The sequence below is a fragment of the Larkinella harenae genome (assembly GCF_054780515.1).
Genome location: NZ_BAAGWE010000008.1, coordinates 87,034 through 103,401 on the forward strand (window position 1 = coordinate 87,034; position 16,368 = coordinate 103,401).

Here is a 16,368-nt window from a genome sequence, read left to right on the forward strand (position 1 = left end):
GAAAGTACACGCATTTTCCGTATGAAAAAAAATCATTGGCTTTTCTTTTTGCTCGGTTTACCCTTCCAGGTTCTCGGAGCCATTTCGACAGTTCCATCAACAGAAACCCCATCGGTGGCGGCTTCGCCTTCCATTACGTATATTCTTTCCATGCCCGAACCGCAAACGCATTATTTTGAAGTAGAGATGCGGCTGACGGGCGCAGCGCGCGGTTCCCAAAACGGGTCTACGGGCTACATCGATGTAAAAATGCCCGTCTGGACGCCCGGTTCGTACCTGATCCGGGAGTACGCCAAAAATGTGGAAGGCTTTCGAGCCATGACCGGCAACCAACCCGTCCGTTCCGAGAAAATTCGCAAAAATACCTGGCGGATTTATTCCACCGCCGACCAGCTTTCCATTCATTACAAGGTATACGCGTATGAACTTAGCGTACGGACCAGCTTCATCGACGCTTCCCACGGCTACCTGAACGGCGCCAGCATTTTTCTGTACGTTGACCACCTGCGCGCTCAACCCCACCGGCTCGTGATTCAGCCGTATAAAGACTGGAAAAAGATCAGCACCGGCTTAGCCGCCGTTTCGGGCCAGGCCAACACCTACGAAGCCGCCGACTACGATGTGCTGGTGGACAGTCCGGTGGAGATTGGTAATCACCACACCTTTTCGTTTACCGCTGCGGGTGTTCCGCATACCGTGGCCATGTACGGCGATACCATCTACGACGACGCCAAACTGGCCGATGACCTGAAACGGGTGTGCGAGGAAACCTACAACGTCATTGGCGAACACCCTTGTCGGGATTACACCTTTATCATTCACCAGACACCCACGGGCGGGGGCGGCCTGGAACACGCCAATTCGTCGACCTTGCAGATTACCCGCAACGCCTTTCTAAACGGGCAGCTTTACCAGAATTTCCTGAGTCTGGTGGCCCACGAATATTTCCACCTCTGGAACGTCAAACGGATTCGGCCCAAAGCGCTCGGTCCGTTCGATTACGAAAATGAAAATTACACGCATTTGTTGTGGGTGGCCGAAGGCATTACCAGTTTTTACCAGACTGCCATCTTGCAACGCAGCGGTTTTATGACTTCCGAAGCGTATCTACGCTCATTTGCGGGCGAAATTTCCGGAATTGAGAATTTGCCGGGTAACGACGTTCAATCCGTCGCCGAGTCCAGCCTGGATGCCTGGATCAAATACTACCGCCCCAACGAAAATTCGATCAACAGCACGGTTTCGTATTACAGTAAAGGCAGTGTCCTCGGCGGTTTACTCAATCTGGCCATTCTGTCGAGCACCAAGGGACAGAAGAAACTCGATGATGTACTGCGCCTATTATATACTACGTATTATAAGAAAGAAAAACGCGGGTTTACCGACGAAGAATTTCAGGCCGCCGTGGAGAAAGTGGCCGGACAAAAAATGGATGCGTTCTTTCAGAAGTACGTATTCGGCACCGAAAAAATTGATTACAACCGTTTTCTGAATCCAGTGGGCCTGCAGATGCTCGATGCCAGCGCCAGTAAACAGGATGCGTACATCGGAGCCATGACCAAATACGCCGACGGAAAGCTCACGGTCTCGTCGGTCCGGCGCGACTCACCGGCCTGGAAAAGCGGCTTGAACGTTAATGATGAACTGATTTCCGTCAACAACCTACGGGTTGGCAACGACCTCGACAAGCTACTAGACCATTACCATCCGGGCCAAACCATTACGGTTTTGGTCAATCGCGGTGGCCAGCTCAAAACCGTACACCTGGAGCTCATCGGCAATCCGCTGGCGGCTTATCGCATTCAGCCCGTCGCCAGCCCGACCGCCGAGCAAATGAGTTTATACAAACGCTGGTTGATGGTCAACAACAGCTAGTCGAACTCGTGCCGTTCAACGGTGTTCATGAAATCTTCGTGCATCTGGGCAAACCGGTCGTTCACCCGTTGCAGGAAGGTCTCATCCACCAGACGAATCACTTCGTCATCGGAAGTGACGTCCATTTCGCTGATCTTGTACGTTTGTTCGTACAGCCCGGCTTCAATCTTAATGAGGTATTTGTTGTTCCAGGCATACAGGCCAACCCGGAACGCCGGATGCGGAATTTCTTTTAGATAGCGCATTTTGTTACCATTTAACACTGTTAGGTTACTTATTAATTGCCATTTCTCCAAACTAATGAAATACTATTTACTACGTCGGCTTCTCTATGGTTCTTTGTGGTTGGTCGGCGGTTCAGTTTTTTGGGCCTGTTCAGACTCCGGCAACAGCGAGGCTATTGTATTTTTTCAACGGGCAAATTTAGCGCTCAAATCCGGCGAACAGCGTCAGGCCATCAAGTTTTACAACGAGGCTATTGAAAAAAAACCGGACTTTGCCGACGCTTACAACAACCGTGGTTTGGCCAATTACCGGCTCGGAAACTACCAGGAAGCGCTCGCCGATTACACCCAGGCCATCGACAAAGACGGTGAATTCTGGCAGGCGTATTTTAACCGCGCCGAAGTCCGGGCGGACCTGGACGATCTGGCCGGTAGCGCCGAAGACCTGAAAAAGATTCAGACGGTTTACAAAGATTCGTCTTACTACTACGTCCGACTCGGGAATTTACAAGTAAAGCAGCATGCGGAGCCAGCCGCTCAGGCTTCTTATGAAAAAGCCCTGGTGCTGGACCCGAAAAATGCCGAAGCCCTGACCAACCGGGGTGTTTTGTATTTCAATCAGAAACAGTACGAACTGGCCAAAGCCGATTTTCAACAGGCCACCCAACTCAATCCCAAACAGCATTTTGCATTCAATAACCTAGGATTAATTCTGGGTCGGGAACAGAAGTACGCCGAAGCGCTGCAATTGACCGAAAAAGCCCTGGCGCTGCAACCCACACAGCCCTATTACCTCAACAACAAAGGCTACCTACTTCTCCAGTTGAACCGACCGGCGGATGCCCTCAAACTTATTCAGCAATCCTTGAAACTCGACGACCGAAATGGCTGGGCACACCGGAATTTAGGCCTCTACTATTTGGCCCAACAGCAACCCAATCAGGCCGTTACAGCCTTCAAGGAAGCCGAACAGCTTGATCCATCCATCGAACACGTGTATGCCTATCTGGGGCAGGCCTACCAGCAATTGGGCGACCCCGTTCAGGCTTGTGCAGCCTGGAAAATGGGTAGCCGGATTGACGATGAGCTGGCCCGGGAAAACCAAACCCGTTACTGTCGCTGATCCGCCCCGAAGGCGTCCTGAACCAGTTGCTTATACCGTTGAAATTCCCCGGAGTTTATATGCCGATCCGTTTCAATTTCCAGCAGTTTCGGTCGATCGCTCTTCGCAAAAAAATCCGGCAGAACGGTTTTTAGGGCAGCGTACGATGCAACCTTCTCGTAAATCATCCCGGCATCTTTAGCGGTATTCTCCGCCGAAAGCGGCTGACTGGTTTCAAAATAATCTTCCAGTTCCGGCTGACGCGAAGGCCCATCAATAATCCGGAAAATATTCCCCCCGTGGTTGTTGAGCACAATTACCCGCAGATTTTCCGGGATCAGATTATTCCAGAGGGCATTCCGGTCGTAAAAAAACGCCACGTCGCCAATCAGGGCCGTAACGGTTTTCGACGTTGTCAGGGCGGCCCCCACCGCCGTACTCAGGCAGCCATCGATGCCACTGGTTCCGCGGTTGGCAAACACTTCAACCTGCTGATTCTCATCCAGCCCGCACAAATTGACGTACCGAACCGGCATGCTGTTGGCCACGTGCAGCTGGCTTTTGGCCGGTAATCCATCCAGCGATCGCTGCACCACTGCCCATTCGTGAAAAACCGTTTCCTCCTTCAGAAACTGACGGACCAACCGCGCGGCTCGGCGGTCCAGTTTCTGCCAGCTTTCCTGAAAATAATCATCCGCTGTCGTCTCATCATCGTTGCTGACAAACCGCTGGTAATCAATATCCGAAAACAGTTTTTCAAAAAAAGCCGTCGGTTCGGAAGGAATCAACTGCGTCAACGACTGAAACGGGTCGGCCAGACGCATGTGCGGCTGAATCTGCCAGTGCTGACGGGGCGGGTGCGAGCGCAGGAAAATTTTGAACTGCTTGGAAATAAACGACTGCCCGCACGTAATGAGCAGATCGGGGGATAAACCACTGCGCATTCCGTCATCGGTCAGGTTCAGAAAAACGTCCTGGCCGGTGATGAACTCTCCGTTTCGAGGCAGGTTTGCAATTACATCACCCACCACCGGAATTCGCCATTCGTCGCTTATTTTTTTCAGAATTGCCAGCAAAGCCGGATCGTGTGGCCCTTGCCCAACTGCAATCAGTTTTCGCTCCGCCGTTTCCCACTCGTCCTGCAACCGATGCCAGCGTTCCGACGACAAAGCCGGAGTGGCCGGCAGTTGTTCAATCACCCGAACCGGCCCAAACTCAAACCGTTCATCGGCGGTCGGGTACAACGGTTCGCGCAGTGGAATGTTGACATGAACCGGGCCACGCGGTTCGGTACGGGCCAGATCGACTGCTTCGTTCGACACCCGTTCGGCAAACCAGCGGGCATCGGGATGCACAAAATCAGCGGGCAGTTCAAACGACTGTTTGACGTGCCTGCCAAAAATTTCGGTTTGGTAAATGGTTTGTCCGTCGAGTTGGTGCGTCCACTCCTTCGGCCGGTCGGCAGTCAGAATCAGCAACGGTATTTCCAGGAAGTACGCTTCGGCCACAGCGGGGGCCAGATTGTACACCGCGCTGCCCGACGTACACACGACGATAACCGGCTGCCGAATCTGCTGAGCGATTCCGAGCGCGATAAAACCGGCGGATCGTTCATCGGCCACAACGCGGGTTTGAATGTCCGGATGCCGGGCCAGCGCCAGTGTCAACGGAGCGCTGCGCGAACCGGGCGAGATCACCGCCTGTCGGATTCCCTTCCGGACACATAATTCAACGAGGTTGAGGAGATGCTGATGAATAGCCACAACGAAATCAAATTAACATGACGAAGCCGTCCAAAAAACCAAGTCCGCAAATTGAAATTGCATTCCCGGTATTTTCGGACGGCTCAGTTATTTATTACCGTATTATTGGTTTCTGGTTTGGGATTTACCGTTGCCTCGATAAACCCTACCCTAAAAGCCAATTAACCCAAATAAGTCTTCAGCGCTTTCGAACGCGAGGTGTGCCGCAGACGACGGATGGCTTTTTCCTTGATCTGACGAACCCGCTCGCGGGTCAGGTTGAATTTCTCACCAATTTCTTCGAGCGTCATGGCGTGTTCGCCATTCAACCCGAAATACAGCGTGATGACATCGGCTTCCCGCTGGGTCAGCGTCGACAGAGCGCGTTGTACTTCTTTGCGCAGTGAGTCATTGATCAGGCCCGAATCCGGTTTGTCTTCTCCATCGTTTTCCAGTACATCGAGCAGGCTATTTTCCTCACCCTGCACAAACGGCGCATCCATGGAAACGTGCCGACCGGAAATTTTCAACGTGTCCACCACTTCGGCAGCCGAAATCTCGAGTACCGCAGCCAATTCTTCCGGCGACGGTTCCCGCTCAAACTTCTGCTCCAGATCGGAGAACGTTTTCGAAATCTTGTTCAGCGACCCGACCCGGTTGAGCGGCAGACGAACAATCCGCGACTGCTCAGCCAGAGCCTGCAGAATCGACTGACGAATCCACCAAACGGCGTACGAAATAAATTTAAACCCCCGGGTTTCGTCAAACCGTTGAGCAGCTTTGATCAACCCCAGGTTTCCCTCGTTGATCAAATCGCCCAGCGACAATCCCTGGTTCTGGTATTGTTTTGCTACCGAGACGACAAACCGCAGGTTGGCTTTGGTCAGCCGCTCAAGCGATAACTGGTCGCCTTCGCGGATTTTCTGGGCCAACTGTACTTCTTCGTCGGGCGTTAGCAGATCCACTTTACCAATCTCCTGCAAATACTTGTCAAGCGACTGGCTTTCGCGGTTGGTAATCTGTTTGGAAATTTTTAGCTGTCTCATGTACGGAATACCGCCTTCCGGCGGTCCGGTTTTATTACTACTTCATCAGGCTAAATGCCGTCGCAAGTCCAATTGTTAACGAAATCATAAACTGATTCTGTACACTAAAATGTAACAAATCAGGCCGGATTTTTGTTCACGGGCTTGGGCAGCAATACTTTCCGTGATAAACGGTATTTTCCGGTTTTTTTATCAATGTCGATCAACTTCACCCGGACCTCTTCACCCACTTCCAGTACGCCCTCCATGGACTCCAAACGATCCCACTTAATCTCGGAAATATGCAATAAACCATCTTTGCCCGGCAGGAATTCAACAAACGCTCCGAACGGCATGATGGTTTTTACTTTTCCATCGTAAATTTCGCCCACTTCCGGAACGGTGGCAATTCCTTTGATTCGGGAAACAGCCTTATCCATGCTGGTCTGGTTCGTCGCAAAGATATTGACGAAACCAGCATTGTCTTTTTCTTCGATGACGATGGTAGCACCGGATTCTTTCTGAATTTCCTGCACCACTTTACCACCCGGCCCGATAACGGCCCCGATGAATTCGCGATCAATTTTAATGGTGACAGCCCGGGGAGCGTGGGGTTTCAGATCCGGACGGGGAGCCGCCAGCGCTTTGTTCATTTCACCCAGGATATGCAGACGGCCCGCCCGTGCCTGGTGCAGCGCTTCGGTCAGTACTTCATACGACAACCCGTCGACCTTGATATCCATCTGGCAAGCCGTAATACCCGCTTCGGTACCCGTCACTTTGAAGTCCATATCTCCCAGGTGATCTTCATCCCCCAGAATATCGGACAGAACGGCGTATTTGCCGGTATTGTCCGTGATCAATCCCATCGCGATTCCGGCCACCGGTGCCTTGATTTTCACCCCGGCATCCATCAGTGCCAGCGTTCCGGCACAAACCGTTGCCATTGACGATGACCCGTTGGACTCCAGAATATCGGAAACGATCCGAATGGTGTACGGATTGTCAGCATCCGCCGGCATCACTTTTTTCAGCGCCCGGTGCGCCAGGTTTCCGTGGCCGATTTCCCGGCGACCGGCACCCCGGTTCGGTTTCACTTCGCCCGTTGAAAAGCCGGGAAAATTGTAATGCAGCAAAAATTTGGCGTACCCCTGGGTCATTGCCTGATCGACAATCTGCTCGTCCATTTTGGTACCGAGGGTCACCGTCGTCAGCGACTGGGTTTCACCGCGGGTAAAGACGGCTGAACCGTGAGCCGATGGCAGGTAATCAACTTCCGACGTAATGTTCCGGATTTCGTCGAGCTTCCGACCGTCGAGCCGGAAACGTTCGTCGAGCACCAGCCGCCGGGAGGCTTCCCATTGCACATCGTGGAAATACGTTTTGGCCAACGCCAGCTTCGCCGAATCTTCTTCTCCATCCGGGAACAGAATGGTTCTGAATTCTTCAAAAACGGCTTTGAAGGATTCGCTGCGAACTTTTTTGTTGTTATTTGCCTGCCGCGCAACGGCATATACTTTGTCGTAGGTCTGCTGATGCACAAACTGACGCAGTTCTTCATCGTGCGTTTCGTGGCTATACACCCGCTTCTGCTGTTTGCCAACGGCGGCTTCCAGCTCTTTCTGGGCTGCGCACTGCACTTTGATCACTTCGTGTGCTGCTTTCAGAGCCTCCACGACTTCTTCCTCCGAACATTCGTTCATCTGGCCTTCCACCATGCAGATATCTTTGGCAGTGGCCGCCACAATCAGGTCGAGTGTAGCCCGTTCCAGATCGGACGTTTTGGGGTTAATCTGGAATTCGCCGTCGATTTTGGCCACCCGTACTTCCGAAATCGGACCGTTGAACGGAATATCGGAAACGGCCAGGGCCGACGATGCCGCTAAAGCCGCCAGTGCGTCGGGTTGTACCTCCGCATCCGCCGAAATCAGCGTAATCATAACCTGCGTATCAGCGTGGTAGTCTTCCGGGAAAATCGGACGCAATGCCCGGTCTACCAGCCGACTGATTAATATTTCGTGGTCGCCCAACCGACCTTCCCGACGCTGGAAGCTGCCTGGAATCCGGCCGGCCGACGCAAATTTTTCCTGATAATCAACCGAAAGGGGCAGAAAATCTACGCCTTCTTTGGCTTCTTTGGTCGATACCACTGTTGCCAGCAACATGGTATCCCCCAGCCGAACGACAACAGCCCCATCCGCCTGACGAGCCAGCTTGCCCGTTTCAATGGTGATGGTGCGTCCGTCAGGAAGGGGAATGGATTGAGTGATGATTTGTGACATAAACGAGAGAATAATACCCACAACAGCCGCTTTTAAACCGATTGCTTCTACGAAAGCCGCAATAAATAAGCTATACTTACCAACCGCTCGTTCGGGCTATCCGAACGGAAAGAACTTAAAAGAGGTAATCTACTTAATCAGGTTAACATGAAATCAGGGAACCTGTTTGAAAGATTCCCTGATTGTACTGAAGTCTTACTTCCGAATACCTAACTCGGCAATGATAGCCCGGTACCGATTGATGTCTTTTTTAATCAGATAATCCAGCAACCGACGGCGCTTACCGACCAGTTTCAGCAGGCCCAGGCGAGTGCCGTAATCATGTTTGTGTTTTTTCAGATGCTCTGTCAGGTGGTTAATCCGGAATGTGAACAGTGCAATCTGAGATTCGGCCGACCCAGAGTCTTCCGCGGTTCTCTTGAACCCCTGAGCAGCAAAAATTTCTTGCTTTTTTTCGGTGTTAATATACATCGTCAGACAGCTAAAAATAAGAAATAAATTGAATGAAACGCAAAGGTACGATTTTATTTTTCATTCTATGGAAAACCGTATCAGAATATTTTAGGCCATCTTGGGTTGAACGCGGCCCGCCCGCCAGGCGGCATAGCGCTTTTTTGTCCGTTCCCACCAGATCACGTAAACATCCTTATCAAAGAGCCGGGAATCATTCCGGGCCTGTTTCATCAGGTAAAGACCAATCGGCAACAACACCACATTGGCCATCCAGGCCCCCGCCGGTACCCAGACCAAGCCGTCTTTGGCGTATTTATCACCCGTCAGCGTCAGGACGTACAGCAAGATAAAAAAGATAATCGAGACCAGCACCGGCACCCCGAACCCTCCTTTCTTGATAATAGCCCCCAGCGGTGCGCCAATCAGAAACATAATGAAGCACGAAATGGCCTGCGTGAATTTGTGGTGACTTTCGAGTTCGTAGCGATTAACGGTCTTCGCTTTTTCCTTTAAATACGTCTGATTCGATTCGGCGTACGAAAGCATGTTACGAGCCTGCGACAAGGCCATATCCAGCGTTTCGCTCTGAATACGGGGCTCGACGGGGCGGGCCAGCAACGAGTCGATCCATTTTCCCGCCCGGACTACAGGAGGGCCCGCTGGTGTCCCCGTGGTGGAAGCGGGCGTGGTAACCGGAACCGCAGCCGCAGCGGGCTGCTTAAACTGATAGCTATAATATTGTTTTGAAGTCGTGGCCGTCGTGGCCAGACTCGTCTTGAGTTCTTTCTTCAGGGAATCCGTCAGAGTAGCCAGCTCGGCGAGGTTTTTCATGTACTCATGATACTCAAACTGCTGCTCATCGGTTCGTTTCAACCCGTATGATTCCAGGCTGATCCGAAGTTTATAATGCTGAAAACCGTTCCGCAGGAATTTTCCCTGCTGATTCTGGGTGCCCGTACTGGCGTAGGAAACGTTGGAATTGTCCGTGTATTCGGTGTAATCGTTTCCGTTGTATAATTCAAAAATCAGGTATTGTTTGTCGGGAGTCGTAAACATTCGGCCTGAATCCGCCAGAATGATTTCCCGGTTTCCGGTTTCGATCCCGTTTTCCTGGTGTTTGTAAATCACCATACCGCGCAGGATTTCGCCGTCTTTCTTATCGGCCTTGATGCTGTAGCCGGGCAAATCGTTGTAAAAAATCCCTTCCTTAATACTCAGCGTCGCCTTGGATGATTTAATGTCCCACAGCAGACTATACCCTTTGAGGTTGGCCCAGGGCGCTACCTTATTATTAAACCAGAAGGAGAAAATGGCAATACACGTTGCTACAATCAGCAGGGGGCGCATCGCCCGGGTCAGAGAAATGCCGGCGCTTTTCATCGCCGTCAACTCGAAGAATTCACCCAGATTGCCGTAAGTCATCAAAGAGGAAAGCAGAACCGCCAACGGCAGGGCAATGGGGACGGTAATCAGGCTAAAATAAACCAGTATTTTGCCAAAAACCACTAACTCAACATCTTTCGACACAAACTGATCGATGTAAAACATCATCAACCGCATCAGAAAAATAAAAACTACTACACAAAGCGTCAATACGAACGGCCCCCAAAATGACTTTAGTACGAGCTTGTCAATTTTTTTCATCAGCAATCAGCTTCCCACAATTTCTTTCAACTTGTCAATTAAACCGTTCCACAACGATTTAAGTTCGTCGGCATCGGTATTGGACGAGTAATCAGTGACACGCAAAAAGGTGGATTGGGTCAGTTCACTGACGTCGACCCGGAAATCAATGTAATTATGGTCTTCGCTGGCGGTGGTTCCGTTCAAAAACTCAAACCGCACACTTTTATTCTGACGAATGGATACCTGCCGGGCCAGGTGACTTTCGTTATCCCAGAAAAAATCGAATTGGTGGTCGGGTCGCACGTTTACCTTGTTGGCAAACCACTGAGAGAGCCCAGAAGCGGTGCTGATATAAGGAAAAAGGACCTTAGGAGAAGCCCGAAGCTCGTATTCCGCAACAAATTTGTATTTTTCCATATCAGTGATTTTAAATAGGTAACGAGGCAAAGTTAGCAGAAATTAAACACGGTGCTTAAAAAAGTGATTTGGAGTAGAAGTTTTTTTTCTTACTTTTGTGGCACGAAAGACGGCGGGGTAGCTCAGTTGGTTAGAGCACAGGATTCATAACCCTGAGGTCACGAGTTCAACTCTCGTCCCCGCTACGAATCTCCCTCGCCTACGCTGGCAGAAAAACCGCCCCACCCACCGGCGGTTTTTTCTTTTATATCCCCTTGTAACCGCATTGGTCATATGTTAAACATAGAGTTTGACGTATAGGTAAAATTACCGCACTAGTTTGGGTAAACAATTTTCGTACCCATTTTAAAACCACCTCATTGACCCATTTGCTTTAATAGGAAAATATTCCTCACTCTATCCTATTGAAGCAATGAAAAGTACCAGAAAAAAAATGGAACTATCGGTTCGCTTCCGATTACGACCTGAACATCGGGGGCTTGTTGCAAAAAAACAATTGTATATCCGCTTGCGAGTCAATGGCGTTCCCATATCTGACTACCCGTCAGGTATATACGTCAGACCCCGCAAATGGAAACAAAAAGAACAATTGGTAGAAGGCGACAGCCCCGAAGTGAAAGACCGTAATCGCGATTTAGAGGAAATTTGCTTAAAACATGAGAATATTCTCAAAAAACAAAAGAAACGGTTTTTAAAAGGTGTCGGCCCCGAGCCAACCCCGCTGACTGTCAAGACTGAATTTCTAAAAGGCAAGGCGGCTGTTCAGCCTGTCGCTGTCCCCACAGTACCCAATTTACTGACGTACTATCAGGTCTACCTTGATTATGTCGATGAACTGACCGGCACGGAAGACGAGGTAGCGCAGCGTACGATTGAACGTTATTATTTAGGGAAAGAATACCTGAAAAAATATCTAGCGGAAACCAATACGCCAGATATGACCATTGCAGAGGTAAACAAAGCCTGGTGCCGCTCCTGGATGATTTGGCTCCAGGTGGCCAAACCGGGCAAAAAGGGCATGAACAAAGATAGTGCCGCCCGGTACCTCCACCCACTCAAGCAGATGATGGAACTAGCCGTCGATCAGGGATTCTTTCAGGTATCGCCCATCGGCAATTTTTCAATAAAACGCAGCAAGGATAAAGAAGTGTATTTTCTGGAAGAACCGCACCTTAAAAAGCTATGGGCCTTAGAATTATCATCTGGCGAAGGCGCAGCCGCAATCTGGTATATTAAGCTCATGTGTTTTACCGGACTTGATTATGTGGATGCCGTCCGCTATGCGAACGACCGGGAAGAATACGAGCGCGTAACAACGTTTGCGGGCCGTAAAATTGTCATCCACCGCAGCAAGCCCCCCTTTAATATGTGTGAAATTCCGATCCTGGCGGAGGTCGATTATCTATTTTGCAAAAAAGTACCGAAGCCCCCTACCCTTCGCGTGATCAACTACCACATGCACCTGATTGAAGGGCTGGTGAACTTTAAAAAGTCGCTCACCTCGAAAATATGCCGGAAGACGGCGGGCTATGTGTTTTTGCTGAAAGGTCACAGCATTGAGTTCGTGTCTAAACTACTGGGCCATTCCGACATTCGAACCACGCAAAAACACTACGTCAAATTCATTCCCTCGCTGGTGGATTACGAAATGCAGCGCGTTCAGGCTACGCAATTCTTTCAATAGTTCAGTACTTGTTTTCTAAATCAAAAAGCCGCAATCTGATGGACTGCGGCTTTTTATTTAAATGAAAGCTGGAGGTTTATTATCCTCTCTGTCTAGCGCATACTTAATCCTTTCTTCTAAATGCGACTCCAGTTCATTGCCATAAGACTCCCATTTATTTGCTTGTATTTGAAATGAATGGATGCCAGATCCGCTTTGAGCTTTCTCTGCTGCATCAGCATAGCTATTGGCCATATCTGAAGCAAAATTGTACAAGTCAACAATTTCACTGACAGTTAAATCCTTCAATCGTTTTTTCATAGAAATTGGTTTTTGGTTTAGCCTACAATCTAATAAAAATCCCCACACTCAAACGGCGCGGGGATTCGTTACATACTGTCCTACTATAATTATCTTGACCAACTACTGGGACGCCAGCCGTTCGGGTTTTCCAGTTCCCGTTTAGCGACCTTCAATAGCTGTGCGTTTTTGCGTCTGCCCTCATCGATCATTCTACGCCGGTCATCGCTAATCGACATATCAATTACGAAAACATCATAAGGCTTCACTTTTTGAATGCCGATAAATTTGAATTTGTAGCCCTTCACGCTATAAATATCCAGATAAAACGCAGCCTGACGGTCATATCCGTACGTTGTGAAGGTATCGAAAAAATCTTGTGAACTTCTACAGGAGGTAGTTTTTACGTCAGAAATCCAACGGTACTGCTTGTTAAACAAATCCAGCTTTGCTTTTAGTGCAACGCCCGTATTGTCATCTATGGCGTCATCAACTACCATCTCAGTTTCAAATAAGTGCATATTGGCAAACCAATAAGGGTCCCAGCGAAGAAATGAAGAGTGCATTTCCAACAGCTTTGCCCGTTCGGTAACGTGGTGGATATTCCAATCAACCGGCTTTTCTGGCTCCAGAATCATCTGGTGAAACGTTGTGCCAAATTGTAGGGTTTTGGGTTCGGCTTTTTGCAGGGGCTTCCCCGTTTTAATGGCCAGCAGCTCGGTAAGGTCAGAATTGGCGATTCGCTGTAGTCGGCGGTATTCCAGATCAGTCATGATTAGGCTATTTCGAAAAAGTTAACTAAAAACTGAGGATCTGGGCCAAGCCAAGCTATTTGCTTGCCTTTCAGTCCATATAGCCACAAATCACGTTCTTTAACGCCCGACTTTTCCGCAGCAGCCCAAAAATGATCCCATTTACAATAGGCGTGATACTCGTCAGGGTTGTCAAGATCAATTAACTTTTCCCCGTCCCAGTCACTAAACCGGAATTCTAAATACTTTCCATTAAAAGTGATTGAATGTATTGTGTAGATTTTCATGTAATAAAGAGAGAAAACCCCACCGCGCCAGCACATTGGATAAACGGCTAATTTACGGGCCAACGTTGGCTACCGGGCGGTGGGGATGTTTTTAAATGAGTTCGTGAGTAGCTTCCCGTAGCCCAACAATTAGGCTATTTATATCCTTTTGGAAGTTCTCGGCTAGTTGAGCCGCTTCCGTAGAATTGAAAACAAGTCCGAATTGAACCTGTCCGTAGGCGTCGGCCAGCATCTTCAATTTATCCTTATCGGGTGCCAGGGCGAGTTTGCGGGCGGCTTTCTTCTCTTCCGCCAACCGTTTTTCTTCCTCCTTGCGTTTGGCTTCCGCTACTGCTTCCTTTTTCAACCTTTCATCCCGAATCCGTTGCTGCTCTGCGGCAATCCGTGCGTTCTCGGCATCCTGGGCCCGTTTTTTCTCAGCAGCTAGTTCGTCCTGCATTCGTTGAATTTTGGCCCTTTCTTCGTCCAATTTTCGTTGTTCTTCCTGCTGACGGGCGCGTTCAGCCGCCAGCCGTTCTCGTTCAGCTTTCTGTTCAGCAGCAATGCGGTCTGCTTCGGCTTTTCGTTCAGCTTCTATCCGGGCAGCTTCTTCCTCCGCTTTGCGTTTCTCTTCAGCCCGTTTGTCTAAAATTTCCTGATAGATGCCCTCAAACATGAGCATTACCGATTCAAATTCATCATCGGGCAGTCCTGCTACATCTTCCCCCGTAATGAACTCTTCACCCAAAAACCAATGATCCGACGTCGGCGAATGCTCCATTTCCAGCGACAGCATTCGCATCATTCGGTTGTTGAGTCGAATTTGCTTTTGCCGCTCCGCTTCAATCCGAATCCGTTCTTTCTCGGCTTTATAGGCGTCTTCCTGTTCCTGCAAATGTTGCTCAATGGGTTCCAGTAATCTTTTAATACGATTCGCTTCCCCGTTCACCTTCTTCTGGTAGGCTACGGATTCCTCTACCAGCTCCTTGCGCCGGTTCTCCACGTTGATGCGGGAATTTTTAATAACCATCCGGGCATCATGCACCTGGTTAAAACCGGCCCGGTCATCAACACCGGCAATGTGCAGGCTCATAAAATCGTCATAGTACTTTGATATTTGATCGTCGGCAATGGGAAAACCAAGGGCTTTGCCGTCGAGCACGGCGACTTCTTGAACTGCTTCCATAAATGTTGTGAGGTTAAATAGCTTGAATAATCGTTTTTGAAGGTTCTGGCACGTAACACGCCAGCGTTTGCGCGGCCCAGCGAAGAATACGGGTCAGGTAGTGTGCATACTCGGCGGTGTCTAACTCTTCGGTAGATTTGACCACTTTAATCCACTTGCCAGTTAGTTCAATATACTTCCGCTCGGCGTTGAACATGGATTTGAGAATTTCGTGCATCTCTTCAACCTCATAGCCGCAGAAGTCAGCCAGCGTCGGAACGACCACGGCCCAGTAATACCCGCGCTGCGCTTTGGAAACCGAATCGCGTTCCTGCTTGATCGAAATGCGGTACCGAACCGGCTTACAGCCCCGCAGTTGGTCGTATAGCTTCTGTTTTTCTTCCGTTTGCGCGAAATCTACTACCAGCTCCATTTGACCCTATTTAAGATTGTCGTAAAATCCGTTTTGCTTCCGCATTTGAATCATGCAGTAATCGCGTGGCGTTATATTGTGCTTTTTGCAGACTTCATCAACCACATCGCCAGGGAAGAACTTAATGTTCAATTCCTCCCCCAGTATATCTACCAACACATAGTCTGCTATAGCTTCCGGGTGCTTTTTAACAGCCTTTCGGATCATTTTCAATGCGGCTTGCTTATCGCCTAATTCAATATCATTAGGCATAAAAACAGTAGGTTTTGTTCTCATCAGTCAGAAGGTGAAGCCCGGCCACTGTCGCCAGCAGCCGGGCGGGTTGATGAAGTGGGTTATTCGGACAGCCGATTCGTGCCGGGTTCGGTAATATCAATCGTGGTAGTTGGGTGATCAAACGGATTGTAGTAATTGTACGACGTTTGGATATTAGCAATGTCAGTTAATGTCTCCTGACGAAAAATCCGGTTATCCTGCGCGAATGCTTTTAGTTCCTCTGTTTTGGCAGGATCAGCCAGCGCATAGGTGAATGAAGCGATGTAGTATACTCCTTTAGGTTGAATCTTCGTATTTTCCTTCTTTTCAGGCACGCAGGTAATGACCACATCTGCGAGTGTTAAATCATCATAGAACAGGGGTTCGACCAGTTTAAAGATGGCATCAACCGAATAGCCATGAAACAGGATTGCCGAAACGCAGTTCTTTTCATCGATAAAAAACACCTCCGCCCAGTTTTTTGTACCCATATTGAGGATGTTGTCTTTAAAGATTCGCCACGCTATCGGCTGAAAATTCAACTGTTTACCTGCGGGGGTATCGCCGTTGATATTGAAACTTCCGTCTTTGGCATCAAAACGGTATTGGCGCGGGTGACCTTCCAGGTATTTGTATTTGTTCACAAACTCGCCGGTATCGGCATCGGCTTTCATATAGGGCTTTACTTCAACATTGTTAGTCGTCGCTACTGCTTTGTCTTGCTTCGTCATAATTGTAGTTTTAAAAGATTTTGGAAGTGAAAAGGCGGGATTATTGCCGCAAAATTT

General features: G+C 49.4%; 17 protein-coding genes and 1 tRNA gene. 4 read left to right on the top strand and 14 right to left on the bottom strand.

Annotated elements, in window-relative coordinates:
• The first annotated feature begins 21 nt into the window (after nucleotides 1-21).
• Nucleotides 22-1,875, top strand: coding sequence for a M61 family metallopeptidase (locus ACYVH9_RS26315; protein WP_460639416.1), 1,854 nt, complete (start codon nucleotides 22-24; stop codon nucleotides 1,873-1,875).
• Here the strand turns inward: ACYVH9_RS26315 and ACYVH9_RS26320 are convergent.
• Entirely contained in the window at nucleotides 1,872-2,120 is a 249-nt protein-coding gene (locus ACYVH9_RS26320; protein ID WP_460639417.1) for a hypothetical protein, read from the bottom strand. The genes ACYVH9_RS26315 and ACYVH9_RS26320 overlap by 4 nt on opposite strands.
• Nucleotides 2,121-2,175: 55 nt before the next feature.
• Here ACYVH9_RS26320 and ACYVH9_RS26325 point away from each other — a divergent pair, with 55 nt between their 5' ends.
• A complete protein-coding gene (locus tag ACYVH9_RS26325; protein WP_460639418.1) occupies nucleotides 2,176-3,222 on the top strand; it encodes a tetratricopeptide repeat protein in 1,047 nt (348 codons plus the stop codon).
• On the opposite strand, the gene menD is transcribed toward ACYVH9_RS26325, so the two are convergent.
• From menD to ACYVH9_RS26355, 6 genes are all read right to left on the bottom strand, one after another.
• Nucleotides 3,210-4,964, bottom strand: a complete 1,755-nt coding sequence (gene menD / locus ACYVH9_RS26330; protein WP_460639419.1) for a 2-succinyl-5-enolpyruvyl-6-hydroxy-3-cyclohexene-1-carboxylic-acid synthase — start codon at nucleotides 4,962-4,964, stop codon at nucleotides 3,210-3,212. The two genes, ACYVH9_RS26325 and menD, sit on opposite strands and share 13 nt — an antisense overlap.
• 161 nt (nucleotides 4,965-5,125) lie before the next feature.
• Nucleotides 5,126-5,989, bottom strand: a complete 864-nt coding sequence (locus ACYVH9_RS26335; RefSeq protein WP_038118528.1) for a sigma-70 family RNA polymerase sigma factor — start codon at nucleotides 5,987-5,989, stop codon at nucleotides 5,126-5,128.
• A 119-nt stretch (nucleotides 5,990-6,108) separates the two neighbouring features.
• Nucleotides 6,109-8,250, bottom strand: a complete 2,142-nt coding sequence (gene pnp, locus ACYVH9_RS26340) for a polyribonucleotide nucleotidyltransferase (RefSeq protein WP_460639420.1) — start codon at nucleotides 8,248-8,250, stop codon at nucleotides 6,109-6,111.
• Nucleotides 8,251-8,445: 195 nt separating this feature from the next.
• Nucleotides 8,446-8,721 carry a 30S ribosomal protein S15 gene (gene rpsO / locus ACYVH9_RS26345; protein WP_460639421.1) on the bottom strand — a complete coding sequence of 92 codons (276 nt, stop codon included), beginning with the start codon at nucleotides 8,719-8,721 and terminating at the stop codon, nucleotides 8,446-8,448.
• 90 nt (nucleotides 8,722-8,811) lie between these two features.
• Nucleotides 8,812-10,347 (bottom strand): LptF/LptG family permease, encoded by a 1,536-nt coding sequence (locus ACYVH9_RS26350; protein ID WP_460639422.1) that lies wholly within the window; start codon nucleotides 10,345-10,347, stop codon nucleotides 8,812-8,814.
• Nucleotides 10,348-10,353: 6 nt separating this feature from the next.
• Nucleotides 10,354-10,746: an START-like domain-containing protein gene (locus ACYVH9_RS26355; RefSeq protein ID WP_460639423.1), complete on the bottom strand. Its 393-nt coding sequence runs from the start codon at nucleotides 10,744-10,746 to the stop codon at nucleotides 10,354-10,356.
• A 111-nt stretch (nucleotides 10,747-10,857) separates the two neighbouring features.
• Here ACYVH9_RS26355 and ACYVH9_RS26360 point away from each other — a divergent pair.
• Nucleotides 10,858-10,931, top strand: a tRNA-Met gene (locus ACYVH9_RS26360).
• A 227-nt stretch (nucleotides 10,932-11,158) separates the two neighbouring features.
• Nucleotides 11,159-12,430 carry a tyrosine-type recombinase/integrase gene (locus ACYVH9_RS26365; RefSeq protein WP_460639424.1) on the top strand — a complete coding sequence of 424 codons (1,272 nt, stop codon included), beginning with the start codon at nucleotides 11,159-11,161 and terminating at the stop codon, nucleotides 12,428-12,430.
• Nucleotides 12,431-12,487: 57 nt separating this feature from the next.
• Here ACYVH9_RS26365 and ACYVH9_RS26370 read toward each other — a convergent pair whose 3' ends face one another.
• The 7 genes from ACYVH9_RS26370 to ACYVH9_RS26400 form a co-directional block, all read right to left on the bottom strand.
• Complete coding sequence (locus ACYVH9_RS26370) at nucleotides 12,488-12,730, bottom strand: hypothetical protein (protein WP_460639425.1); 243 nt, start codon at nucleotides 12,728-12,730, stop codon at nucleotides 12,488-12,490.
• Nucleotides 12,731-12,819: 89 nt separating this feature from the next.
• Nucleotides 12,820-13,482 (bottom strand): PD-(D/E)XK nuclease-like domain-containing protein, encoded by a 663-nt coding sequence (locus tag ACYVH9_RS26375; protein WP_460639426.1) that lies wholly within the window; start codon nucleotides 13,480-13,482, stop codon nucleotides 12,820-12,822.
• 2 nt (nucleotides 13,483-13,484) lie between these two features.
• Nucleotides 13,485-13,748: a hypothetical protein gene (locus tag ACYVH9_RS26380; RefSeq protein ID WP_460639427.1), complete on the bottom strand. Its 264-nt coding sequence runs from the start codon at nucleotides 13,746-13,748 to the stop codon at nucleotides 13,485-13,487.
• 91 nt (nucleotides 13,749-13,839) lie between these two features.
• Complete coding sequence (locus tag ACYVH9_RS26385; protein ID WP_460639428.1) at nucleotides 13,840-14,913, bottom strand: hypothetical protein; 1,074 nt, start codon at nucleotides 14,911-14,913, stop codon at nucleotides 13,840-13,842.
• 13 nt (nucleotides 14,914-14,926) lie between these two features.
• Nucleotides 14,927-15,325: a NinB/YbcN family protein gene (locus ACYVH9_RS26390; protein ID WP_460639429.1), complete on the bottom strand. Its 399-nt coding sequence runs from the start codon at nucleotides 15,323-15,325 to the stop codon at nucleotides 14,927-14,929.
• A gap of 6 nt (nucleotides 15,326-15,331) precedes the next feature.
• Nucleotides 15,332-15,601, bottom strand: coding sequence for a hypothetical protein (locus ACYVH9_RS26395; protein WP_460639430.1), 270 nt, complete (start codon nucleotides 15,599-15,601; stop codon nucleotides 15,332-15,334).
• A gap of 59 nt (nucleotides 15,602-15,660) precedes the next feature.
• On the bottom strand, nucleotides 15,661-16,311 hold the full coding sequence (locus ACYVH9_RS26400; protein WP_460639431.1) for a hypothetical protein: 651 nt from the start codon (nucleotides 16,309-16,311) through the stop codon (nucleotides 15,661-15,663).
• Nucleotides 16,312-16,368: the final 57 nt, after the last annotated feature.